At 61.3% G+C, this 22725-nt stretch carries 21 protein-coding genes; 17 read left to right on the forward strand and 4 right to left on the reverse strand.

The features are described from left to right. The first annotated feature begins 1 nt into the window (after position 1). From HNQ39_RS08470 to HNQ39_RS08510, 9 genes are all read left to right on the forward strand, one after another. Positions 2-2830, forward strand: a complete 2829-nt coding sequence (locus HNQ39_RS08470; RefSeq protein ID WP_184193909.1) for a DUF1553 domain-containing protein — start codon at positions 2-4, stop codon at positions 2828-2830. A 3-nt stretch (positions 2831-2833) separates the two neighbouring features. Next, positions 2834-3061 (forward strand): hypothetical protein, encoded by a 228-nt coding sequence (locus HNQ39_RS08475; RefSeq protein WP_184193912.1) that lies wholly within the window; start codon positions 2834-2836, stop codon positions 3059-3061. 23 nt (positions 3062-3084) lie between these two features. After that, the gene (locus tag HNQ39_RS08480; protein ID WP_184193915.1) at positions 3085-3879 is read left to right on the forward strand and encodes a response regulator transcription factor; all 795 of its coding nucleotides are present in this window, start codon (positions 3085-3087) and stop codon (positions 3877-3879) included. A gap of 1 nt (position 3880) precedes the next feature. Continuing rightward, positions 3881-4267 carry a response regulator gene (locus tag HNQ39_RS08485; RefSeq protein ID WP_184193918.1) on the forward strand — a complete coding sequence of 129 codons (387 nt, stop codon included), beginning with the start codon at positions 3881-3883 and terminating at the stop codon, positions 4265-4267. Positions 4268-4357: 90 nt separating this feature from the next. Then, the gene (locus HNQ39_RS08490) at positions 4358-5785 is read left to right on the forward strand and encodes an N-acyl-D-amino-acid deacylase family protein (RefSeq protein ID WP_184193921.1); all 1428 of its coding nucleotides are present in this window, start codon (positions 4358-4360) and stop codon (positions 5783-5785) included. Beyond that, entirely contained in the window at positions 5775-6110 is a 336-nt protein-coding gene (locus HNQ39_RS08495; RefSeq protein ID WP_184193924.1) for a protease inhibitor I42 family protein, read from the forward strand. The genes HNQ39_RS08490 and HNQ39_RS08495 overlap by 11 nt, the downstream gene beginning before the upstream one ends. A 39-nt stretch (positions 6111-6149) precedes the next feature. Further along, positions 6150-6887 (forward strand): sugar phosphate isomerase/epimerase family protein, encoded by a 738-nt coding sequence (locus tag HNQ39_RS08500; protein ID WP_184193927.1) that lies wholly within the window; start codon positions 6150-6152, stop codon positions 6885-6887. A 2-nt stretch (positions 6888-6889) separates the two neighbouring features. Beyond that, on the forward strand, positions 6890-7216 hold the full coding sequence (locus HNQ39_RS08505; RefSeq protein ID WP_184193930.1) for a hypothetical protein: 327 nt from the start codon (positions 6890-6892) through the stop codon (positions 7214-7216). 210 nt (positions 7217-7426) lie between these two features. Then, on the forward strand, positions 7427-8758 hold the full coding sequence (locus tag HNQ39_RS08510; protein ID WP_184193933.1) for a DEAD/DEAH box helicase: 1332 nt from the start codon (positions 7427-7429) through the stop codon (positions 8756-8758). Positions 8759-8950: 192 nt separating this feature from the next. On the opposite strand, the gene HNQ39_RS08515 is transcribed toward HNQ39_RS08510, so the two are convergent. Next, positions 8951-10210, reverse strand: a complete 1260-nt coding sequence (locus HNQ39_RS08515) for a helix-turn-helix domain-containing protein (protein ID WP_184193936.1) — start codon at positions 10208-10210, stop codon at positions 8951-8953. Positions 10211-10334: 124 nt separating this feature from the next. Between HNQ39_RS08515 and HNQ39_RS08520 the strand changes: the two genes are divergently transcribed. Beyond that, positions 10335-11456 (forward strand): type II secretion system protein GspD, encoded by a 1122-nt coding sequence (locus HNQ39_RS08520; protein WP_184193939.1) that lies wholly within the window; start codon positions 10335-10337, stop codon positions 11454-11456. A 5-nt stretch (positions 11457-11461) separates the two neighbouring features. Here HNQ39_RS08520 and HNQ39_RS08525 read toward each other — a convergent pair whose 3' ends face one another. Next, positions 11462-12724 carry a helix-turn-helix domain-containing protein gene (locus tag HNQ39_RS08525; RefSeq protein ID WP_184193942.1) on the reverse strand — a complete coding sequence of 421 codons (1263 nt, stop codon included), beginning with the start codon at positions 12722-12724 and terminating at the stop codon, positions 11462-11464. Between the two features lie 139 nt (positions 12725-12863). Here HNQ39_RS08525 and HNQ39_RS08530 point away from each other — a divergent pair, with 139 nt between their 5' ends. The 3 genes from HNQ39_RS08530 (at position 12864) to HNQ39_RS08540 (ending at position 15265) form a co-directional block, all read left to right on the forward strand. Then, a complete protein-coding gene (locus HNQ39_RS08530) occupies positions 12864-13532 on the forward strand; it encodes a CAP domain-containing protein (protein ID WP_184193945.1) in 669 nt (222 codons plus the stop codon). A 256-nt stretch (positions 13533-13788) separates the two neighbouring features. Further along, positions 13789-14478, forward strand: coding sequence for a hypothetical protein (locus HNQ39_RS08535; RefSeq protein ID WP_184193948.1), 690 nt, complete (start codon positions 13789-13791; stop codon positions 14476-14478). Between the two features lie 16 nt (positions 14479-14494). Beyond that, positions 14495-15265 (forward strand): hypothetical protein, encoded by a 771-nt coding sequence (locus HNQ39_RS08540; protein WP_184193951.1) that lies wholly within the window; start codon positions 14495-14497, stop codon positions 15263-15265. On the opposite strand, the gene HNQ39_RS08545 is transcribed toward HNQ39_RS08540, so the two are convergent. Together HNQ39_RS08545 and HNQ39_RS08550 are read right to left on the reverse strand one after the other, a co-directional pair. Next, positions 15262-16395, reverse strand: coding sequence for a hypothetical protein (locus HNQ39_RS08545; RefSeq protein ID WP_184193953.1), 1134 nt, complete (start codon positions 16393-16395; stop codon positions 15262-15264). The genes HNQ39_RS08540 and HNQ39_RS08545 overlap by 4 nt on opposite strands. A 77-nt stretch (positions 16396-16472) precedes the next feature. Beyond that, positions 16473-17186, reverse strand: a complete 714-nt coding sequence (locus tag HNQ39_RS08550) for an amino acid ABC transporter ATP-binding protein (RefSeq protein ID WP_184197676.1) — start codon at positions 17184-17186, stop codon at positions 16473-16475. Positions 17187-17265: 79 nt separating this feature from the next. Here HNQ39_RS08550 and HNQ39_RS08555 point away from each other — a divergent pair, with 79 nt between their 5' ends. The 4 genes from HNQ39_RS08555 (at position 17266) to HNQ39_RS08570 (ending at position 22719) form a co-directional block, all read left to right on the forward strand. Continuing rightward, positions 17266-17682 carry a 2Fe-2S iron-sulfur cluster-binding protein gene (locus tag HNQ39_RS08555; RefSeq protein ID WP_184193956.1) on the forward strand — a complete coding sequence of 139 codons (417 nt, stop codon included), beginning with the start codon at positions 17266-17268 and terminating at the stop codon, positions 17680-17682. A 238-nt stretch (positions 17683-17920) separates the two neighbouring features. After that, positions 17921-19822, forward strand: coding sequence for a glucosidase family protein (locus tag HNQ39_RS08560; RefSeq protein WP_184193958.1), 1902 nt, complete (start codon positions 17921-17923; stop codon positions 19820-19822). A gap of 7 nt (positions 19823-19829) precedes the next feature. Continuing rightward, positions 19830-20189 (forward strand): hypothetical protein, encoded by a 360-nt coding sequence (locus tag HNQ39_RS08565; RefSeq protein ID WP_184193961.1) that lies wholly within the window; start codon positions 19830-19832, stop codon positions 20187-20189. Positions 20190-20250: 61 nt separating this feature from the next. Continuing rightward, positions 20251-22719: an outer membrane protein assembly factor BamB family protein gene (locus HNQ39_RS08570; RefSeq protein ID WP_184193964.1), complete on the forward strand. Its 2469-nt coding sequence runs from the start codon at positions 20251-20253 to the stop codon at positions 22717-22719. Positions 22720-22725: the final 6 nt, after the last annotated feature.

The following is a 22725-nucleotide window of genomic DNA, read 5'->3' on the forward strand; positions in this document are numbered from 1 at the left end:
CATGCATAAACCGTGGGGAGTTCTTTGTGGAGTAATTTTGCTGGCGACTGCCGCCCTCGGGCAGAAGAGCGCTCCCAGCACCACACAGTTCGAGGCTAAGGTCCGCCCCTTGCTCCTCGCCAAGTGTGTCACCTGCCACGGCGAACACGGCCCGCAGGGCGGCGTCCGGCTCGATAAGCCGCTCGATGCCCCCACAGCGCAGAAGGTGCTGGCGGCGGTCCGCTACGACGGCAAGGTGAAGATGCCCCCGAGCGGCAAGCTCGCCCTCCCCGAGCAAGAGGCGCTCGCGCTGTGGATCAAAGACGGTGCCAAGTGGCCAGTGGCCCCCCCCGCCCCCAAGAATGGGGGAGCCGGGGGGGCTTCTACGCACTGGTCGTTCCAGCCGGTCAAGCGCGCCGCCGTGCCCAAGGTGCAGAACCCGGTCTTGCGCGATGAGTGGGTCAAGAATCCTATCGATGCCTTCGTGCTGGCGCGGCTGGAGAAGAAGAAGCTCCTGCCCAACCCGCCTGCGACGCGCCGGGAGCTGATTCGCCGGGTCACCTACGATCTGATCGGCCTGCCGCCGACCCCCGAGGAAGTGGCGGCGTTTGAGCGCGATCCCGACCCGAAGGCCTATGAGAAGCTGGTCGAGCGGCTCCTGGCCTCGCCGCACTATGGCGAGAAGTGGGGGCGGCAGTGGCTCGATGTGGTGCGCTTTGCCGAGACCAACTCCTACGAGCGCGACAACCCCAAGCCCAACCCCTGGCGCTACCGGGACTATGTCATCAAGAGCTACAACGCCGACAAGCCCTACAACCGTTTTCTCACCGAGCAGCTCGCCGGCGATGAGCTCCCCGATGCCACCAACGAGACCCAGATCGCCACGGGCTTCTACCGCCTCGGGGTCTGGGACGATGAGCCCGTCGATGCGGAGCAGTCCCGCTACGACGGTATCGACGATATTGTCACGACAGTCGGGCAGGCGTTTCTGGGACTCACTCTGGACTGCGCGCGCTGCCACGACCACAAGATCGACCCTATCCCGACCAAAGACTACTACCAGTTTGTCGCGATCTTCCAGAACATCAACTACTTTAGGAACGGTGGCGCAACCGACGAGAAGCTGCTCTTTGAGAGCGCGGCCGAGAAAGCGGACTACGAGAAGCGCGTCCAAGAGAAAGCGGAGCAAGTCACGGCCAAGAAGGCGCGGATCGCGGCGCTCCAGCAGGAGTTTCTCCAGAAGCGCGATGCCCTGCTCAAGCCCGGTGATCTCTCCGACCTCGCCTGGAAGTACTACGAAGGCAACTTTGCCGCGCTCCCCGATTTTGACAAGCTCACGCCCGCAGCCTCCGGGACCGCCGCCACGGTCGATCTCTCGGTGAAGCAGCGCGATGCCAGCTTCGCCCAGCTCTGGACGGGGAGCCTGAGCGCGCCCGCCGCCGGGGAGTACACGCTCTGGCTGGACTCCGACGATGGCTCGCGGGTCTTTGTCAATGGCCAGAAGCTGATCGACTACGACGGCTCCCACGGCGAGGGGAAGGAGAAGCGTGCGAAGCTCACGCTCCCCGCGGGGAGAGTGGCGCTCCGGGTGGAGTACTTCCAGAGCGGTCCCTCGCCGCTGGGGCTGAACCTCGCCTGGGCTGGGCCGGGGTTTGCTCGCCGCCCGCTCTCGCCCGCCAAGAACACAGGCGCTCTGGGAGTCCCCGTCCAGCTTGCCGCCTACAAAGGCCAGCTCGACCAGAACCTCGCGGCGGAGCAGACCAAGCTCGCCAAGGAAGTGGAGGAGCTGGAGAAGGCGGAGGTCGCGGCCAACAAGATGCTCGTGGTCACCGAGACCGGCCCCAAGTCCGCCGAGACCTTTATCCTCAAGCGCGGCAACCGCGAGACCCCCGGCGATAAAGTGGAGCCCGGTTTCCCGAGCTGTGTCGGCGGGGGAATCATCAATCCCACGCCGCTGGCGAGCTCATCGGGGCGGCGCACGGCGCTGGCCCGCTGGATCACCGACCCGGCCAACCCGCTCCCCGCACGCGTCATGGTGAACCGCCTCTGGCAGGGGCACTTTGGACGCGGGATTGTCCGCACCCCCAACGACTACGGCTTCCAAGGCGCCGCCCCGACCCACCCCGAGCTGCTGGACTGGCTGGCATCGGAGTTTGTGGCAAAGGGCTGGAGCATGAAGGCGATTCACCGCCTGATCCTGCTCTCCAGTACCTACCAGATGTCCTCCAAAGCTCGCCCCGATGCCCTCAAAGCCGACCCCGAGAACGAGCTCTTCTGGCGCTTCGACATGCGCCGCCTGACCGCCGAAGAGGTCCGCGACTCGGTGCTGGCGGTCTGTGGCAACCTTAATCTGGCGCAGTTTGGGCCGTCGGTCTACCCCGATATCCAGAAAGAGGTGCTGGCAGGCCAGTCGATCCCCGGCAAGGACTGGTACCCGGATCGCATGAAGCCTGAGGATAAGAACCGCCGCAGCATCTATATCTTTGTCAAGCGCTCCCTCCTCTATCCCATGCTGGAGAGCTTCGATGTCGCCGAGACCGACCGCACCAACCCGATCCGCTACGCGTCGGTGCAGCCCACCCAGGCGCTGGCGATGCTCAACTCGACCCTCATGAACCAGCAGGCAAAGACCCTCGCCGAGCGTGTCAAGAAAGACGCCACCGACCGCCCGGTGCCGTTCATCAAGCGCGCCTTCTCCCTCATCACCCAGCGCGACCCCACGCCCGCCGAGCTCACCCGCTGCACGCGCCTCCTCGACAACCTGCGCTTCAAAGGTGCCACCGACCAGCAGGCCCAGACCTATCTCTGCCTGTCTCTGCTAAATCTAAGCGAGTTTATGTACTTGGACTAAGCCATGCCCAGATCCACACACATTTTGCCTCTCCCCGGCGGCACCACCGCCTACCCTCTCCGGCTTCGTGAAGAGGGTGATAACGAAGCCATTCTGCTTGCAATGGTCGCGAAGGCTCGTGCCGCTCTGGCGCAAGTTGCGGCAGAACAGACTCTCTCACTGGACGAAGCGTGGGAGTCGTCGCGCGTGCTCTTTGAAGCCCGGCTGAGAGCGGCGACGGCGGCTTCCTAAATTCCATTTCCTCGCTAGCCAAAATGCCCGAGCCTAAGACGATTCTGGTCGTAGAGGAAGAACGGAATGCGGGGCTTCTCCTCAAGCGTTCTCTGGAGGAGGCAGGCTATCAGGTTTTGCTGTCAGAAGCAGTGGAAGCGGCCAAACAGACTCTCCAAGAGACGCGTGTCGATGCCGTTATCGTTTCCTGGGAACTTCCCGAGCTACGCGGACAGGAGCTCGTGCTGTGGATTCGCCAGCAACCGCCGCGCATTGGGCGGCAGCTCGTAATCATCGCGGTCGGAAATGTCGCTCCCGTCATCACCTCCGCCTCTCCCGTGGATATTTTTGTGCCTCGCCCTTGCAACCCCGATGAGCTTCTGGCCTTTCTGAAGCGACTGATCATCGCGCAAAAGGCTCTGCTACTGGTCCAGGAGAGTGAGCATGTTCGCGAGCGCATGACCCAGTGGCTTGCACCGCTTGATTTTGTCATGACGGTCTGTGCGGATCAAGACGAGGCTCTGGCGCTGCTCTCCGAGCGGTCTTTTGACTGCCTCGTCCTGGGGATTTTTGGGGAGAACGGGGCCGACCGACGCCTGAGTGAGACGGCGAGGAAGCAACAAGAACTCCACGGGAGCTGGGTGGTGCTGATTGTCCCTTTGTCGAATGAGGTGCCCACAAGCTGGGCACAGGATAGCTCGTGGCCGAATGCGATCCTGCCCATTCCCTTTGGCGAGGCGATCCTACAGGACATGGCTTTGGGGAGAACAGCAGGAACGATCCCACCCTTGTGCTACGATTACCAACGCCTGCGAGCGCAGTTCCATAGGACGGTATGAGATGCCCGAGCCAAAAACAATTCTTGTTGTCGATGACGAAGCCCAGATACGGCGACTGCTTCGGGTGAATCTGGAGCGTGAAGGCTACCAGGTGATCGAGGCAGAAAATGGGTTGGTGGCCCAAGCGCGCCTCCGGGACTCGGAGATTGATCTGGTAATCACGGATGCCATGATGCCTAAAATGGACGGCCTCGAGCTCTACCAGTGGGCGCGGGAGCAACCGGAGCTTGTGGCTCTGCCTTTTGCTCTTATGGGGCCAACTCCTTGCCTGGCGGACGAGAACCGTGCGTATCGGGAGGAGCTCCGTCAGGCGGGCTGGAGCGGCTTGATGGGCAAGCCCTTTCACCCTCACGAGGTAATACGCTGGCTCAAAGCGATGCTCTCCTAACCCTCCATGGGACAGGGAGGGTGCCGAAGCGAGGGACGAGCGAAGGCGGGCGGGTTCGGGCGGGTTTTGGCGTTCGGGTACAATCCCCTCATGTCCTATCTAATTCGTGGCGGCCTGGTCGCCGATGGCACAGGCGGCAAGCTGCGCCGCGCTGATGTGCTGGTGGAGGGGGACTCCATCAAGGCGGTCGGGGAGGGGCTGCGGGCCGACTCCGTGGTCGAGGCGAGTGGCAAGGTGGTCTCGCCGGGCTTTATCGACACCCACAGCCACGCCGATGGGGGGCTGTTGACCAATCTCGACGCCGAGACACAGCTGCGCCAGGGGATCACGACCGCGATTGTCGGGCAGGACGGCGGCCACAACTTCCCGCTCGGGGAGTGGTTTGAGAGGCTACGCCAGACCCCACCCGCGCTCAATATCGCCAGCTTTATCGGGCATGGGACGGTGCGCGGGAAAGTGATGGGCGATGACTACAAGCGCGCCGCGACAGCAAGCGAGATTCGCAAGATGCGGGCGCTGGTGGCGCAAGAGGTACGCGCGGGCGGGCTGGGCCTGAGCTCTGGGCTGGAGTACGACCCGGGAATCTACGCCAAGACCGACGAAGTGACCGCGCTGGCGGAGCTGGCGGGCTTCTACATCAGCCATGTCCGCGACGAAGAAGAGGGGGCGCTTGAGAGCTTCGATGAGCTGATCCAGATCGCCACCGATGCCCATGTCCCGGCGCAGATCAGCCACATCAAGCTGGGGTCGTCGCCGGTGTGGGGCAAGACACACGAGGTGTTTGCGCGCATGGACATGGCCAAGCGGCGCGGGGTCTCGATCACAGCGGATGTCTACCCCTACACCTACTGGCAGAGCAGCATTATCGTCTTGCTGACCACCCGCGAGTGGGACAAGCGCGAGCTCTGGGAGAAGGCCCTCGCCGAGGTGGGGGGGGCGAAGAATATCCTGATCACCGGTTACGCCCCCCAGCCCGCGTTTATCGGCAAGACCCTGGCGCAGGTGGCGGCGGAGCAGAAGAAAGACCCGGTCACCCTGACAATGGAGCTGGTAAAAGCGGCCAATGGCGCGGTGGGCGTCGTGGTGACAGCGATGCAGGAGCGCGACCTGCATGCGTTTCTGCGCCACCCGGAGATCATGTTCTGCACCGACGGTGGCCTGCGCGGCTCGCACCCCCGTGGCGCGGGCAGCTACCCACGCATCCTGGGCAAGTACGTCCGCGAGGAGCGTGTTCTCTCGCTCGAAGAAGCCATTCGCAAGGCTAGTGCGCTCCCTGCCAGCCGCTTTGGCTTCACGGATCGCGGCGTCATCGCGCCGGGCAAGAAGGCCGATCTCGTGCTTTTTGATCCCAAGACCATCCACGACACCGCGACCACCAAAGACCCGCAGGCCAAGCCCGTGGGCCTCACTGATGTCTTGGTCAACGGGGTTCCCGTCCTGCGAAACAGCCAGCTCACCGGCTCGCATCCCGGCCGCGTCCTCAAGCCAATCTCGGATAGAATAGGCTATGCAAAATAAACCACGTGTGATCACTGAGGCGGATCAGGGCAAGGAGATTAAGCTCAGGCTTGGGGAGACCTTCACGATCCAGCTCGCCGCCAACCCGACCACGGGCTACAGCTGGTACCTGCTCACCGGACCCGCGCCCTGGACCCCCGTCTCCCGAAAGTACGTCACCGATCCGCACAAGCCCAACCTAACCGGAGTCGGGGGCAAAGAGACCTTCACCTTCAAGGCCGAGAGTGTCGGAGGCGGTTTCCTGCGGCTACTTTACCTGCGCGGCTTCGAGGAGAAAATCAATACGGACAAAGCCTTCCAAGTGCGCATCGTTGTGCAAAAGTAGCGGCAGGGTTTTTCCGGTTCAGCGGTGAACCCTAAAATCATGAAAGCAAACACACTCAATATCGGGGTGGCGACCTACACGCTCCGGAACCTACCCACCGATGCGGCGATCTCGGTGCTCCAGCGCCTCGCGATCAAGACCTGCTCGCTCAAGGACTCGCACCTGCCGATGAAGGCGACCCCCGACGAGCTCAAGGCGATTGTTGCCAAGTTCACGGCGGCGGGGATCATGCCGCTCTCCGTGGGCAATGTCGGCATGAAGGACGAGGCGAGCATGCGGGCGGCGTTTGAGTATGCCAAGGCATCCGGGGTGGGGATCATGGTCTGCGCTCCGCCCCTCAACTCGATCCCGATCCTGGACAAGCTGGTCAAGGAGTTCGATATCAAGCTCGCGCTCCACAACCACGGGCCGGAGGACAAGAACTTCCCGACCCCCTACGAGGCCTACAACGCCGCCAAGGGCTTCGACCCGCGCATCGGGCTATGTGTCGATGTGGGCCACTGCGCCCGCGCCGGCAAGGACCCCGCCAAGGCGATCCTCGACTGCCGTGACCGGGTCTACGATATCCACCTGAAGGATGTCAGCGTGGTCGCGCCCAATGGCAAGCCGATCGAGGTCGGGCGGGGCGGGCTGGACATTCCCTCGATCCTCAAGGCGCTGATCGCCATCAAGTTCACCGGCAATGTCGGCTTTGAGTACGAAAAAGACGCCAAAGACCCCGTGCTAGGCCTCGCCGAGTCTGTGGGCTATGTCCGCGGCGTCCTCAAGACCCTCTAGCCGTGTTCGGGATCTCGTCGGACAACCCCGATGTTCCCTGCCCGGACTGTCGCCGCATCCTGGTCGAGGTGCGTGGTTTTAGCCGCGCCCTCGGCCTCGATGCCGGCGTGGATACCAGTGTCGGCTACGAGAACCCTGTCCTGATGTACGGCTACGCCAGCCGGGGGGAGGAAGTCTTCATTCTCTTTGAGGTCTTCAATGCCCTGCTCGATGGAGTCCTGGGGTTCTTCCACAAGCTCAAGGCCCGGCGTCTCTGCCGCAAGCTCCTCCAAGAGGCACCCAATAGCCTCATCTGCGCCAGCTGTCTGTATGTCTACCGGCGCAAGTAGCTGGCGCGGGCTCGTTAGTCGTGATAGAGTGCTGTGTCTTATTGACAATTGTGCTTCGTTGGTGGATTTCGCACTCCGGTTTGCTTCTCCTTCTGAGTCCTCGTTGCACCACCAAAACCACGTTTAACCCACGTTTGAATCAGCCTGAACCGGCGCTATTTCTCTAAATTTTCGAGAGCTAGTCGTAGGCCGATTTTCAGGAGATTTTCTATGACTTTCGAATCCCTCGGCCTGCGTGCCGAGCTTTTGCGCGCCCTCACTGACTCCGGCTACACCGAGCCCACCCCGATCCAGGCACAGGCCATCCCCATGATTCTGGAGGGCCGTGATGTCCTCGCCGCTGCCCAGACCGGCACCGGCAAGACCGCAGGCTTTACCCTGCCGATGCTCCAGAAGCTCAGCAGTGGCAAGACCGCCGCACACCCGCGCCGCATGCCGATCCGCGCCCTCATCCTCACCCCCACCCGCGAGCTCGCCGCCCAGATCGAGGAGAGTGTGCGCACCTACGGTGCCCATCTGCCCCAGCTCCGCGCCGCCGTGGTCTTTGGCGGTGTCAAGATCGGGCCGCAGATCACCACCCTCAACAAGGGGGTCGATATCCTGGTCGCCACCCCCGGCCGCCTTTTAGACCATATTAGCCAGCGCACGGTCAATATCAGCCAGGTCGAGATCCTTGTCCTGGACGAGGCCGACCGGATGCTGGACATGGGCTTTATCCGCGACATCAAGAAGATTCTCTCCCTGATGCCCCACAAGCGCCAGAACCTGCTCTTCTCTGCCACTTTTTCCAATGAGATCAAGGATCTCGCCGATGGCCTGCTCGATAGCCCCGTTCGGGTCGAGGTGCCGCGGGAGAACCTGGAGAGCGAGCTGGTGACCCAGTGCGCCTACCTGGTCTCCAAGGAGAGCAAGCGTGAGCTCCTGGAGCACCTGCTCGCCACCGAGCTCAAGGGCCAGGCGCTGGTCTTTACCCGCACCAAGCACGGGGCCGACCGCCTCTGCAAGCAGCTGGTTCGGGGCGGGACACAGGCCGCTGCGATCCACGGCGACCGGAGCCAGCCGCAGCGCACCCGCGCCCTCGCAGACTTCAAGGCGGGGACCATCCGCGTCCTGGTTGCCACCGATATCGCGGCCCGTGGCCTGGATATCGACCAGCTTCCCTTCGTGGTCAACTACGAGCTGCCCAATGTCCCGGAGGACTATGTCCACCGCATCGGGCGCACGGGCCGCGCGGGTGCCCTAGGTCAGGCAGTCTCTCTGGTGAGCGCCGACGAGCGTGCCTACGTGACGGCCATTGAGAAGCTGATCTCCAAGAAGATCGAGCGCAAGGTGCCCGTAGACTTCACGCCCTCCGTCGTGGAGACCGAGGAGACCCCGACCGCACCGCCGCACCGGAGCCAAGGCCAGCGTAGCCAGAACCAGCAGCCCCGCCAGTTCCCACGCCCGAAGTCACTGGGCGGCAGCTCTAGCGCGGGCGGGAGCAGCGAAGGCCGACGCTCCGCCGGGAGCCGCAACTTCGGTAGCGGCCGGCGCAGCTACTAGTTCGCTCGCCCCTGTTTTGGATCGCTCCCATGAACGGGAGCGTCTCGCTGTCGTCGCAAGCTCCGACACGAAGGGCTCCGCCCATAACCGCGTTTACGCGGGGTCGGCATGGGCGAAGCCCTTTGTGTCCGAGGCACGAGGACAGTAAGACGCCCCCGTTCATGGGAGCGATCTAAAACAGGGCCCATTTTTTTATAGGTCCTGGTACTCGGGAGGAAGCGTGATCTTATGGCGCGTGATGAGCTGCGTTGCTTGCTCGTGGTAGGAAAACGCCTCCCGCGGCTCACGGAGCTGATGGAGCGCATGCCCAATGAGTAAAAGGGTCAAGGCCGACTCGTGCTCCAGAAACCCTGCCTCTCGGTGGAGGTTCTCAAGAATAGGGAGCGCTTTCTGCGGCTGACCCGCAAGAAGCAGGTGCCGTGCGTAGTCACGCTCGCGGTACTTCGCCTCACCATAGCTATAAGCGTCCTCCGATGCTAGCTTAACGGCGTGGCGGGAGCGTGTTAGAGCGAGATCGGACTGCCCCTCTTGTGCTAAGTAGTTTGCCTGGATACTAGAAAGCCAGGCGTGGATACTAGGCAGAGCCGAGTAGTCTTGCCATTGGTCTAGGAAAGCGACGGCGGCACGAGGACCTTTTCGGGCTGCTTCGATGGCGGCGAATGCCACAATGCCTCTTGTCTGGCAGGCTTCAATCCTGGTACCTGCTGCTTTAACAAGCTCAATCGAGGCACGTGCTTGGACTTCGGCCATACGTACCTGTTGCTGCAGAAACAGTGTGTCATAGCCCTGAGCCCCCCAGATTCCTGCTTGGGCGGCGAGGCTTCCTGTTAGATCCCTCTGTCCCAGCTCGGCATGGCGTGCCGCGATATACCAGGAGATCAGGGTGTTGTTGGGAGCCAAGCTAAGGAATGTCATCTCCGTGTGGAGAGCGATCAAGGAAGAGTAGTCCAGCGGAAGTGGCTCTTGCTCGATAAAGCCGCGTGTGGTGAGGTGAAGTGTCTCATCGAGCGAGGCACCTAGTGCGTAGCAGAGGGCGTGGAGCTTCTGACCATCGGGCCAGCGCTCGCCCCGCTCCCAGCGGGAGAGCATCTCCCGAGTGACACCGGCGGCCCGTGCGGCGTCTTCCTGGGTGACTCCCGAGCGAAGCCGTAGCGCTCGCAGGAGCTCGCCGCCACTGAGCTTTCGTAGGCCTGGGGGTTCCTCGTGCTGGTAGAGAGCGGCGCGTGGTGTGTCTAGCTGGCGCCGGAGTACTGCCGCTTCGTGTGCGGTGACCTCAAGGACATTGAGCGTGGTGCTGAGCTCCTGCATGGAGGGGCTCTGGATACCGCGCTCCCAGCGCGAGAGGGTGGACTTGTGAATCCCACAGCGGAGGGAGAGCGCTCCGAGGGAGAGACCGCGCCGGAGACGCCACTGCTGGAGCTGTTGCCCAATGGTTAGTGTGTCTGAAGACAATACCACGGTCTCACATTATAGCGAAAATCATGCCTACTGGCAAAAAAGTGTTGCGACTTTGGTTCCCCCCCTTGAATGCTCGGCAGAGTTTCTTTAGGATGCGGGGAATAGGATCCTATACCCCATGAAATATCAATCCCTCTTCCTCACGGCACTTGCGCTTGTCGCATTGCCTATCTCGTCTTTTGGACGCTCCGTCTCCGCTCGGCAGGCCACGGCGCAAGATGCCAGTGACACGGTCGATGTGATCTACCGCTGTCGCTACATCCGCTCGGCGAGTGCGCTGACCATGCTCACCGCACTCTTCCCCGCCGACCAGCTCAAGGCCGTTGTGGGACCGGAGCCCTACTCTCCCCGCATTGAACAGGCAGCGACCTCCAATGGCTCCCAGGTGACCGCGGTCAAGACCTTGGCGGAGACCGAGGCGGGGCTGGTCTCTCACGACATCATCCTCTCGGGCAAGCGCGCCACTGTCGACCGGGCTATGGCGCTCTTGGAGAAGGCGGATCACCACCGCAAGCAGGTGAAGCTCAATGTCAAGATCGCGGACATGGACCTGGAGAAGCTACTGGACCTGGGGATCAAGTGGAACTGGGCGCCCAACTTTACCGTCTCCGAGAAGGGTGAGTCGGCGACCAGCGCCACGGGGATCGCGCCCCACAAGTTCAGTGTCGGCAACTGGGTGCACACCCCCGAGTTCATCAACGCTGCGCTCTCGTCCAATACCCAGAACAACACCGTACGCCTGCTGGCCCAGCCCAATATCTCCCTCCTCGACGGCGAGCGTGGCTTCATTCTGATCGGTGAGCGCATTCTCTTCCCTAAGATCGTCTCCTACTCGTCGGTGGGCCTGCCGATCTACGACAAAGAGGAGGTACGCACCGGTATCTACATCCAGGTCGCAGTACAGATGTCCGACCACGGGGACATGACCCTCTCGGTCTATCCGCAAGTCTCGGTGATCTCTGGATTTTTGGACATCAACGGCACCAAGTACCCGGAGATCAACACCCGTGAGGAGCAGACCACGGTGCGCATCAAGGACAAAGAGACCCTCGTGATCGGTGGCCTCCTGCGTGAGGACGAGATCACCAAGATGACAGCCGTGCCCGGCCTCTCAAAGATCCCGGTCTTTGGCGAGCTCTTCAAGAACCGCTCGACCTCGCATGTCAAGAGCGACCTGGTCATCACCATCACTCCGGAGACGATCGACGACGACGAGACGGGGACGATCGTTAAGAAGTAGCGCTGCTAGAGGCTCTGGTACTCAGGAGGGAGAGAAAGGCGGTGCCGGGCGAGGGACTCCATCGCCTGCTCTCGGTAGGTGAGTGCCTCACCGACCTCTCCTACTGCGTAGAGGGCCTTGGCAAAGAGGAAGCAGGTCGGGCCACTCTCCTGCTTGGGGAGGGCACTGGAATCCTGAAGGCTCTGAAGAACCTCCAGCGCCCGCCTTGGCTCTTTGGCGAGAAGCAGGTGCCGTGCGTAGTCGCGGTGGCGGTAGGCTCCCTCTTTGGGATCGTTGCTCTCGTTGCTGATGAGCTTCCGGGCGGCATCAGAGCGCTGGAGCGCACTCGTAATTTCCCCCGCTCGAAGCAAATAGTCCGCCTGAATACTGTAGACCCAGGCACGCAGGTGGATGATGGTAACAAGACCCAGCCAACTCTCCAGGAACCGGACTGCGGCTAGGGGGCCACTCTGGCGCGATTCGACCTCGGCCTGAACGAGGATTCCTCGGAGCTGGGATGCGCCTAGAAAGCCACGACAATCTTGCATCAGGCGCATCGTTTGCTGCCCGAGGCGGGAGGCAGATCCCAAGTTTCCCTGGTGCCAGAGATTGTAGCCCAATGTTCCCCAGATCGCTGCCTGGATGAGCTGTAGACGAAATGGGTCTCCTCGATCAAGCTCTGCAAACCGGGCGGCGATGTGCCAGTTGGCAAGCTCCAGCTTCGGCGAGGTGGTGTCGTAGGCGAGCGCAAGATGGATTTGTAGGAGCGCGGGCCTCTCTAGTGGGAGTGGCTCTTGCTCGATAAAGCCGCGTGTGGTGAGGTGAAGTGTCTCATCGAGCGAGGCGCCTAGTGCGTAGCAGAGGGCATGGAGCTTCTGACCATCGGGCCAGCGCTCGCCCCGCTCCCAGCGGGAGAGCATCTCCCGAGTGACACCGGCGGCCCGTGCGGCGTCTTGCTGCGTGACTCCCGAGCGTAGGCGTAGCGCGCGCAAGAGCTCGCCGCCACTGATCTGTCGCATCCCGGCGGGTTCCTGATGTCGGTAGAGCACCGCCCGTGGGGCATCGAGCTGTTGCCAGCAAGCCGCCCGCTCTTGGGCAGAGACCTCCAGTGCCTTAAGGGTATCGTCGAGCTCCCGTGTGGAGGGGAGCTGGATACCGCGTTCCCAGCGGGAGAGGGTGGACTTATGAATCCCACAGCGGAGGGAGAGCGCTCCGAGGGAGAGACCGCGCCGGAGACGCCACTGCTGGAGCTGCTGCCCAACGGTCGGCGCATCTGAGGCCAGTATCACGATCTCGCATTATAGCGAAAAGTATGCCTTTCTACAAAAGCGTTGCGATTTTGGTTCCATCTCTGGCTGTGCGGACACAGGGACGGTACCTTGCAAGCGAGAGTTCAAGAAGGCTCTAAGAGGTTTGAGGAATAGAATCATGAAGACTACGAATCTTGTTTTGCCCGTATTGCTGGTCAGTGTTGCTTTGCCGGTCGGTATTTCCGCAAGGAATACTCCACAACAAGAGGTAATCGCTAAGATAAATGCTTACAGAGCAACTAAAAAAGCTCAAGCACTTGTATCTGATGATGTGCTAAATAAGTCAGCGCAGTTATATGCTGATGTGCTTTCTAAAACAGATAAGACAGGCCACACTGTAGAGATGACGACGCCTAACGGTAAGACATGTAAGACTTTTGAAGAAAGAACAGGTATCGCAGCAATCGAGCTTGCAGGAGGGGATCTTAAAAAGAACTATCAGTTCTCCTATGTGAATACTGCTGCGATTAAGGCTAAGGCTCCAGAACGGTTCTGGGTGAATCTAAAGCTTGGAGAGATCTTGGCTTATGGTCAAGCGACACCCGATGCTGCTGTGGAGGGCTGGAAAAAATCGGTCCAAGGGCACAATGAAAATATGTTAGATCCAAGCTGGACGCACATAGGAGTCGGCATCTCGAAGCGACCGTCAGGGGGCTTTAACTGGGTGGTGGTCTTTGGGACGCCCAACCCTGATGCAAAGGCGATGATAGCGCTCGATGGGACTTTTGAGGGGAAGCCCATGCCCGAAAAATTTCAGTACTACACCAAGTACGTGAAGAAGCCCTAGGAAGGGATGGGCATGGGAAAAGATACACACCTACATGTCTATCCCTACCTATGCTCCTAAGCCACCGCATAGCTCTGGAGCACTCGGGGAACGACAAGACGAGCACCGCCAGTTCTCACGGACTTCCGCTGTGCCACTAGCGAGCGGCTCAAAAAGCATGCTAGGGTTTTGAGCTCGCCCAGGCAGGGAAGGGCGAGCTCTCCTAAAGCTTCAGGTGCTATGCCAAGCAGTTGGTTCGAAAGGAACTATTGGGCGAATGAAACATATCGGCTCTATTTTGGGGGTAGCTGGTCTGCTTGTCGTAATGAGTGCCTCACGGCCTGCCAAGGCGCAAGGCAATAACGAACTGATTGACGCGATTGCAGGCGAGATCAATCGTGTGCGAGCCCGGCCTGACAAGGTCGCTAGCGAGTTGAAGGGACAGAAGGAGGCTCTCATTGCCGCTCGGGTTAAGGTCGGAGATTCAAAGGAAGATGCAACAAAGGCAATCGAAAGCTGCATTTTAGACTTAGAAAACATCCCCACCAAATACGATAGGCTAGAAAAAATTTACCTGGATGGGACGTTGACGAGTACTGCACAATTCTTTGCAGACTCACGAGAGCCCAGTAAACCTGCCTCCTCCCGACAAATCTATGCCAAGATGCTAAAGGGCGGCTACAGGCCTCCTCTGCCTCTGCCTATCTCTAAGGACTCTTTTGAGGAGATCTTATTGACTCTCCCGAGTAAGGGAACCAACAGCGAGAAAGCCAAAGAGATTATACAGGACCTCCTCATCGACGGGGGAGCCTCAAACATTAGCTCCGGCTATCTGCGCCGTTGCTTTATTCTGGACTATAGGCTGGTAAGTATTCCTCCGAAACAAGCCGCTTATCGCGTGGTTTTCGCGGGTATCGGCGTAAAGGGAGAGTCCCTTCGCATTCAGTATCTAGTTAGACCACGATGAAAAAAGCAATAATACAATGAAAAAAGACGTAAATCTAGGAATGTTATGTGGGGCAGGTCTGCTCTTTGCAGCAGCGGCTCATGCCCAGCAAATCGACGACAACAACTCACCACCGCCGCCGCGCCCGCTGGACCGGGATCGCTTGGCTAAGGCGATCATCGAAGAGATCAATATCGCTCGCGTACACTCCAAATCGGTCTCCGACTCGATTGAGCAGCAGCGCAGCGCCTATATCACCCAGCGCACCAAGCAGATCGCTAAGCCGGACTCGGAGAAGGTGGCTGCTGAGTCTATCGATACCTGCCTCACCGATATGCGGATCCATGTGGGAAGCGCCGGTCTACCGGAGCTGAAGACCGCTCCCAAGGGGATGCTCTTTGCCCAGAAGTGTATCGATACAATGCCCGACGATAAAAAAATCGTCTGGTTTGATATGGTAAAGGGCTGGGAGGCGGAGGGTAACCGCCGCCGCTCCATTGAGGACATTAAAGCCAACGGGACTCCCTGGCGCGAGCTGATCGTCCCGATCCCCACCTATGTCCCCAAGCCGCCGCGTGGCTGGGCTGACGAGGTGGATATCGCTCGACGGCTCGTCCTTGACAACCTCATTGACTGGGATCACTACACGGCGATGGTTCAGGAGATGCGCTTCTTCCATCGGCAAGTCCTTCTGGACTTCCGTTGCAAGCTCAACATAAGCGCGAGGTTTAAGGACATGAAGCGTGAGTGGAAGTACATCGGAGTGGGGGTCGGCAAGACCGTTGTCCGTATCCAGCTGGGAACCTAGGGCAGTAGAAACAGCCGCCCCTCGGAGTCCCCGAGGGAGAGCTGGAGGCCGGGCATATTGGGGCTCTCGTCGCGGACGGGGGCCTCTTTTCCTGTCTCTTTGCTGACCTCGCGCACACTCTCCAGTGGGGCATCGAAGACCACGGTGGGCCAGGCGGAGTAGGCGAAGCGGTAGTTCTGCAAGAGCACCGCGCGGCGGCCGTCTCTGTGGCGAAACGCCCCGACCAGATAGTCCCCGGGGGGATCGACACGGTCTCGCTTGAGGTCCAGAATCCCCGAGCCCTTGAGCGCTTCAGCGGGCGTGTCCGTGGGGGTGACTCGGTAGACCCCGGTGCTGGTGAGCTGCATCAGAGTGGGAGCGAGGGCGCGTAGCTCGGCGTTGAGGCGCTGGGCGTGCGCGTAGTGGCGGGTCTTGGTGCCATCGGCGGCGATAATCGCGCCGCCCTTGGGAAACTCATCGCCCTGGGGAGTGAAGTAGCAGAAGTACAAGACGCCCTTGGCACCGTAGGCCAGCGATGCATAGACCTGCCAGCGGAGCTGCGACTCGGTGGGGTCGGTGTGGGGGCCGTAGGGCATGGTGTTGAAGAAGTTCCAGAAGGGAATCCCCGCCGCCAGCGACTGCTCCCGCATCACCGCCAGGTTCTCACAGTACTTATCGCGGCCATCGCGCTCCGGCCGGAAGATCGGGTAGTGGTCCATGGAGAGGACGGCGGGCCGGACGGTCTCGATAAACTGCTTCACGTGGGTGGCGTAGTCCGGCGCCCCCAGCTGCGCGGGCGAGGCGTAGTTGGGGAAAAGATTGACGTAGGCCAGCTTACCCGGGTGCGCCTTGGCAATCGCCTCCGCGCGCGCCTTGAGCTTGGGAAACTCCGTCGCACTGGGCTCGTCTTGGAGCGCGTAGCCCCAGAGGTTCGGGTCGGTAGGGAACTTTGTGGGATCGTCGCCTTGGGGCCAGAGAATCCCCTTGAGCTTGTACTTTTTCAGCAGGGCAAAGAGCTGCGCGACGGGCTCTTTCTGGAACCCCGCCAGCACGAGATTAAAGCCCGCGTCGGCGAGCCACTTATAGTGCGTGTCGGTGCGCGGCGGGTCTACCCAGAGCCCAATGGCAAATCGATCTTGAACAAACGGCATTGTTTTTCTCCACCCGCACGGTGAGCGTGGGGCTATGGGGCGCTTCGCGCCGCCTCCCTCGTGCCTCGGTCGGGTTTTTATTTGAGGACGCGGGCGAGGAACTCTCTTGTGCGGGGCTCTTTGGGGGTCTCGAAGAGCTGCTCGGGGGGGCCTTCTTCGAGGATCTTTCCGGCATCCAAAAAACACACCCGGTGCGCGACTTCTTTGCAGAAGCCCATCTCGTGGGTGGCGACCAGCATCGTGCGGCCTGTCTTGGCGAGGTCGCGGAGCACCTCGAGCACCTCGCCGACTAATTCGGGGTCCAGCGCTGAGGTGGGCTCGTCAAAGAGCAGGACGGCGGGCTGCATGGCGAGCGCACGGGCGATTGCGACCCGTTGCTGCTGGCCGCCGGAGAGCTGTGCGGGGAGCTTGTCAGCGTGCTCGCTGAGGTGCACCTGCGCCAAGAGCTCCCGGGCTTTTTTCTCCGCCGTGGCCTTGTCGAGCTTGCGGACTTTCTGGGGCGCGAGGGCGACATTTTGCAGCGCGGTGAGGTGCGGAAAGAGATTGAAGCGCTGAAAGACCATCCCAATCTGCTGGCGCAGCGTGTTTTCGTCGTGGTCGGTCTTCCCCTGAAACGTCACTGTCCCACCGCTGGGAGTCTCCAGGCGATTGAGGCAGCGCAGGAGTGTCGACTTGCCCGAGCCGCTCGCCCCGATCAGCCCGATCACCTCGCCCTCCTTCACCGCGAGCGAGATGCCTCGCAAGACCGGGGTCTGCCCAAAGGATTTCTCCAAGTTCTGAATGTCCAGCAGTGTCGCGCTCATGCCGGAATTATAGCAGAGCGGAACTCAGAAGGGGGAAATGGGGTTTAAGACCCGGTATAACACAACTATGGCTGGAACGAATCCCTACGCGGCACCGGTTTCTTACGAGAAGCCCAAGCAACCCTACAAGCTGACGATCCTCATGGACGGCGAGAAGCACGAGTTTACGATCAATCCGTCGTCATTGCCTATGGGCGACAATGGCCTCCCCGGCTCGATCCTCGATATCTGCGATGGCCAGGGGCTCCCGCTGGAGCACACCTGCGGCGGGGTCTGCGCCTGCTCGACCTGTCATATTGTTGTGAAAGAGGGCTGGAGCTCGCTCAACGAGGCCACCGAGGACGAAGAAGATCAGCTCGAAGAGGCACCCGGCCTGACCCTGCGCTCACGCCTGGGCTGCCAGTGCGTCCCCAACGGCACCCAAGACGTGGTTGTCGAGGTGCCCGGCTGGAACCGAAACGCCGTCAAAGAGACGCCGCACTAGCACCTGGATGGGGCATCCCCCCGTTGGGGCATCCCCCCGGCGGCACCACCGCCGACCCCCTTCGCCTGAAACCCAACTTCGTTGGGGCGAAGGGGGTTGGGGGCTTCCTTAATCCCCTTCGCAGCGACGAAGGAGTGAAAAGGCGAAGGAGCGAAAAGGCGAAGGGGGTCGCGAGCGGTGCGAGCGGGGGGATGTAAGTAGGGCGGTGCCGCCGGGGGGATGCGCGATAAAATACCCCATGCAAAGTGGGCAAGAGCGTTGGGCGTTGGCGGATTCCGGGATTGCGTGGACGATTGAGGGCACGAAGGGGCTGCCTCACCACGACCATGTGGAGCTGAGTGGGCGACGGCTGAGCGCGATCCTGCGCTACGGAGTGGACGAAAAGCGCCGCTTGGTCCTGAGCCGCGAGGTGATCTGGCCGACCCTGCGGCTCAAGCGCGACGATGTCCGGGGCTATCTCAAGCGCGAGTGGGGCAATGAGATCATCCCGCCCATTCGGATCGAGGGAATTCCTCTGATCCCCGGCCCAGTCCGCGAGATTCGCCACTGGGAAGGACGGCTGACTGTCACCCACATGCCGCTGGATGGGATCGCGGTCCAGCGCCATCTCTTCCCCTGCGAGGACAAGCCCGCGCTGCTGGAGCGCTGGAGTATCATCAACTTTAGCGAGGCCCCCATCAGCCTGGAGTGCCACCTCGAAGAGAACGGGGAGACCGTGGCCTGCTACGACGGCGAGGCGGTGGTGAGCCTGAAGGTGGTCGAGGGCAACACGCTCCTGGTGCGTCCCGGCGAGTTTGGCAACATCACGCTTGCGTTTCTCGCCCATAAGAAAAATACAGCCCTGCCCGCCATCAATGTCCACGACGAGGCCGTGGCACGGGGGCGGCGCTGGAAGGCGCTGGACGAGAGCATGCGTCTCACGACCCCCGATCCGGTGATCAACCAGGCCTTTACCTTTGCCAAGTGGCGCGCCGCCGAGAGCCTGTTTGAGACCAAGATGGGGCTGGTGCACTCCCCCGGCGGGGGGCGCTACTACGGCGGGGTCTGGGCCAACGACCAGGCTGAGTACGCCAATCCGTTCTTTGGCTATCTGGGCGACTCGCTCTGCCATGAGGCGTCGATGAACGCCTACCAGGAGTTCGCCGCCGAGCTGACCTCCAGCTACCGGCCCCTGCCATCGTCGTTTGAGGTCGAGGGCGATGTGGTCTGGCGGCAGTGTGGCGACCGGGGCGATGCGGCCATGATCGCCTCGGGGGCGAGCCGCTACGCGCTGGCGAGCGGGGACCATGAGGCGGCGCAGAAGCTCTGGCCACTGATTGTCTGGTGCCTGGAGTACTGCCGCCGCAAGACCGACACGCGCGGCATCGTGGTCTCCGACACCGATGAGCTGGAGGGGCGCTTCCCGACCGGCGATGCCAATCTCTCGACATCGTGCCTGGCCTACGATGGCTACCGCCGCGCTGCCGACCTCGCCCGAGAGCTGGAGCATGAGGCGCTCACCACGCAGTACGACGAGGCCGCCGATGCGCTGGCGCTCGCGATTGAGCGGCACTTTGGCGCGGAGGTGGAGGGCTTTACAACCTACCGCTACTACGAGGGCAACACGACCCTGCGCGCCTGGCTCTGCCTGCCGCTCGTGATGGGGCTCGCCCCCCCCGCCCCCGCAAGCGGGGGAGCTAGCCGGCGCGACGGCACGATCGCTGCCCTGCTCTCTCCACGGCTCTGGACCGACGATGGCCTGGCGACCGAGTCCGGGGACACGGTGTTCTGGGACCGGGCGACCCTCTACGGCCTGCGCGGGCTCTTCGCCACGGGCGCGACCGAGCAGGCGCTGGAGAAGCTCACCGCGTTCTCCAAGCGCCGCCTGCTGGGCGAGCATGTCCCCTACGCGGTCGAGGCCCACCCCGAGGGAAGCCAGGCCCACCTCTCCGCCGAGAGCGCCCTCTACTGTCGCGTCATTACGGAGGGGCTCTTTGGGATTGTCCCGCGTGGGCTGGACCGCTTTGATGTCAACCCGCGCCTCCCGGAGGGCTGGGACGCCATGTCGCTGACTCTGGCGGGCTTTGGGGGGCGCTGGGAGATTCAGGTCACGCGTACCGCCGAAGGGATTTCAACAAATCTCTCTAAAATTGGCCTATAATGAGGGCATGCGATACTTTACAAACTACGTTTTGGCTGTGGGAGCACTGGCCCTGCTCACAGGCTGTGGAGGCGTCTCGCCTCTGGAGGCAGCTCCGGTGACAACGGAGCGTGGTCAGGACACGACGGTGGAGGGGACGGGGACGGTTCGCTCTATCACGCAGTATGTTGGTGGGAAGCCCTCCCCGATCAAGAAGTGGGTGATCCAGGGACCGACCGGTACGCGCTACATGCTCACCACGGCCCCAGACTCCAGCTTCTACACGGATGGGCTCGTGGTGAAGTTCAAGGTTGAGGTCCTCAGCTCCACAATGGCACCCGATGGCTACGGCCTGCCGGTTACCTTGGTGGAACTAACCAAGCTCTAAACCAAAAGCGGGGTAGGCGGTTTCCCGGGCAGCCCACCGGTGGGTTTGAGAGAGGTGCTCTATGCGTTTCTGGCCCATTCTTGTCGGGGTGCTCCTGCTCTTTGGCACGCGTCCCGCAGGCGCACAGTCCCTCGCGGCCCCGCCGTATGTACGGCAGTGGAGCTGGTTTAGTCGGGGAGGAGCCGAGGTCTTTGCGGTGGAGAAAAGCCGTGTCTACTACACCTCTCGCTCTGGTGTGGGGGCACTGGAGCTGGCCACGGGGAAGCTACTCTGGGGGAGCCTACTGGGGAAGTGGGTCCAGGCCGCTCTCCTCCACCAGGAGACTCTCTTTGCGCTGGCTCCCAATGAGAACCCCTGTGCTCTCTATGCCGTCCACGCGAGCACGGGGAAGTCACGCCTGCTGGTTTCCTTTCCACACCGGGCCACCACACTGGCGCACGATGCCAACTCTCTCTATGTACTAGACGAGCACGGAAAGCTCTGGGCAGTCTCCCCCTTGACCGGGAAAGTTCTCTGGAGCACGGCATTGGTAGCCAAGAGTGGACGCCGCTCGTTCTCTGCCAATCTCCTCTGCACAAAAGATAGCCTCTACGTGGGGCTGAGCGATGTGGGGGAGATCGGGCTGGACTCAAAGACAGGAAAGGTTCGCTGGAGCCGCAAGGCCGAATATGCCCACCTCTACCCTGCACTTCCGTATGGCGATACGGTTATCACACGCTTCGCGGGCCTTCAGCGGACCGATATTCGGACCGGGAAGATTGTCTGGAAGAAGACACTGGAAGCGTGGAATTTTGCTCTGATCGACGATGTTCTAATTCTGCAAACACTAAGCGCATTTCAAGGATACCAAGCAAGCACTTGCGTACCCCTCTGGCACTACCCGACCACTCCGCGCGAGTTCTCATTAGAACAAGGTCTCTCGCTTGGGAAGAGTGTTCTTCTCCACGAGCGCACGGAGGAGAATCCAGTGGCGGCCTTACTCACCAGCACGGGCAAGGAGCTTTGGAAAGAGCCGACTCCCTTCACGGGAACCCCCGTCTACGCCGAGTCGGGCCGCGTGATCACAGATGATGGCTTCTGTATCCGGGGTTACACTCGGGGGACGCCTCCCTCTCTCCCTGCCACAGAGCCGGAGAAGAAGGCACTCGCCGAGCGTCTGGCCTCACACTTTGAGCAGATTGACAACCGGGAACGCAAGCTTTTGGAGCGGCTCAAGCCCTACACCTTCCCCCCCTTTCTGGCGCACTATCTGGATTGGGCAAGACGCTACGATGCCAAACGCGATAGCGCGGAGAGCCAAGCCTACTACAGCCTCATCATGGATGCGCGTCCTTACTTGCTCTCCCTCTGCGAGAAAGAAAACACCGAGGCAATGGTGGCGGGCTGGAAGAGCCTCGGCGCGAAGAGTAGCTGGCGCAGGGAGCTGGAGAGTGTGCTTCAGGAGAAAGGCGACCCGGCAGGCTATGTCCCGATTCTCGTTGCCAGCCTGAAGACGCAGCCACAGACGCGGCACGATGACAGTGCGGCCCTCTCCGCTGTCGCGCACTCATCGCATTCTGAGGCAGTGGCGTTTCTGATCGAAGCACTGCGTGATCCCAAAGCTCCCCCCGACTGGCGCCGGGAGGCATTTCGCCACCTTGCGGGAACGGGCGGTGTCGCCGGGGCAGCCGCCGTACGGGAGGCTCGGGCAAAGCGCGTCCCACGTAAGCCCTGGTACGAGCGCCTGGAGCTAAGCAAGTTAGAGCCAGAGGAGCTTGTCGCCACCAAGAAAGATACCAAAGGTCGCACGTGGCTCCTCTTTCACAGCGCGATCCTGGGAAACCGGAACGATCTGTTTCTCGTGGAGAAGCGAAAGGCGGGCACTTGGGGGACGCCGCTCTTTACGGGGATCGCAACAGAGGACCGAGACAGACCAAGTGCCTCCCGGCGATTCTCTGGCATCCCTACCCGCAGCAAGTTTGTCAAAACGGAGTGGATCAAGCGCCTCCCCGACGACCCGACCCTTCGCAGAGATAGCGATGGCGATGGCCTGACTGATCTTGTCGAGCAACGCTTGGGGCTGAGTCCCAAGAACGCCGACACGGATGGCGATGGCCTGCGCGACGGAGTCGATCCTTGTCCCAATGTGGCACCGCGTCCCCTCGACGATACGGAGAAAATCCTGGCTGCCTGCGTGGAAGCCTACTTCTTTGCCTTCCACTGGGACACCCCGAGTCTTTTTTCCCTGTACGGGGTGACTCCCTTTGAGCTCTATGGCTCTTCTGGGGTCGCCCTCTGGCACGCTTCTGGTGAGATGAATCCTCTCTTCTCCGTCTATGAAGGAGGTGTCAATCTGATCAATTTCTATGCCCCTGGAGAAGAGAGCAAACAAAAGAGAGAGCGGGTTGCCTATAGCGCCGATCGTCAGAGCGCACGCGTGATGATCTCTCGCTACGCGGGTGGCCTGGATGGGGATACGAGTGAGGTGTTCCTGAAAAAAATCGAGGGCGAGTGGTTTGTCGTGGACTTCCAGTTGCGCTTGGTCTCGTGAGGTATT

Origin of the sequence: Armatimonas rosea (assembly GCF_014202505.1) — a bacterium.
In the GTDB taxonomy this organism is placed as follows: Bacteria; Armatimonadota; Armatimonadia; order Armatimonadales; family Armatimonadaceae; genus Armatimonas; species Armatimonas rosea.

Coding starts and splice junctions, on each gene's coding strand:
- HNQ39_RS08510 (WP_184193933.1), top strand. CDS start 7,427: ATGACTTTCGAATCCCTCGGCCTGCGTGCCGAGCTTTTGCGCGCCCTC.
- HNQ39_RS08545 (WP_184193953.1), bottom strand. CDS start 16,395: ATGCCGTTTGTTCAAGATCGATTTGCCATTGGGCTCTGGGTAGACCCG.
- HNQ39_RS08470 (WP_184193909.1), top strand. CDS start 2: ATGCATAAACCGTGGGGAGTTCTTTGTGGAGTAATTTTGCTGGCGACT.
- HNQ39_RS08520 (WP_184193939.1), top strand. CDS start 10,335: ATGAAATATCAATCCCTCTTCCTCACGGCACTTGCGCTTGTCGCATTG.
- HNQ39_RS08540 (WP_184193951.1), top strand. CDS start 14,495: ATGAAAAAAGACGTAAATCTAGGAATGTTATGTGGGGCAGGTCTGCTC.
- HNQ39_RS08475 (WP_184193912.1), top strand. CDS start 2,834: ATGCCCAGATCCACACACATTTTGCCTCTCCCCGGCGGCACCACCGCC.
- HNQ39_RS08530 (WP_184193945.1), top strand. CDS start 12,864: ATGAAGACTACGAATCTTGTTTTGCCCGTATTGCTGGTCAGTGTTGCT.
- HNQ39_RS08495 (WP_184193924.1), top strand. CDS start 5,775: ATGCAAAATAAACCACGTGTGATCACTGAGGCGGATCAGGGCAAGGAG.
- HNQ39_RS08535 (WP_184193948.1), top strand. CDS start 13,789: ATGAAACATATCGGCTCTATTTTGGGGGTAGCTGGTCTGCTTGTCGTA.
- HNQ39_RS08555 (WP_184193956.1), top strand. CDS start 17,266: ATGGCTGGAACGAATCCCTACGCGGCACCGGTTTCTTACGAGAAGCCC.
- HNQ39_RS08490 (WP_184193921.1), top strand. CDS start 4,358: ATGTCCTATCTAATTCGTGGCGGCCTGGTCGCCGATGGCACAGGCGGC.
- HNQ39_RS08485 (WP_184193918.1), top strand. CDS start 3,881: ATGCCCGAGCCAAAAACAATTCTTGTTGTCGATGACGAAGCCCAGATA.
- HNQ39_RS08480 (WP_184193915.1), top strand. CDS start 3,085: ATGCCCGAGCCTAAGACGATTCTGGTCGTAGAGGAAGAACGGAATGCG.
- HNQ39_RS08500 (WP_184193927.1), top strand. CDS start 6,150: ATGAAAGCAAACACACTCAATATCGGGGTGGCGACCTACACGCTCCGG.
- HNQ39_RS08560 (WP_184193958.1), top strand. CDS start 17,921: ATGCAAAGTGGGCAAGAGCGTTGGGCGTTGGCGGATTCCGGGATTGCG.
- HNQ39_RS08565 (WP_184193961.1), top strand. CDS start 19,830: ATGCGATACTTTACAAACTACGTTTTGGCTGTGGGAGCACTGGCCCTG.
- HNQ39_RS08570 (WP_184193964.1), top strand. CDS start 20,251: ATGCGTTTCTGGCCCATTCTTGTCGGGGTGCTCCTGCTCTTTGGCACG.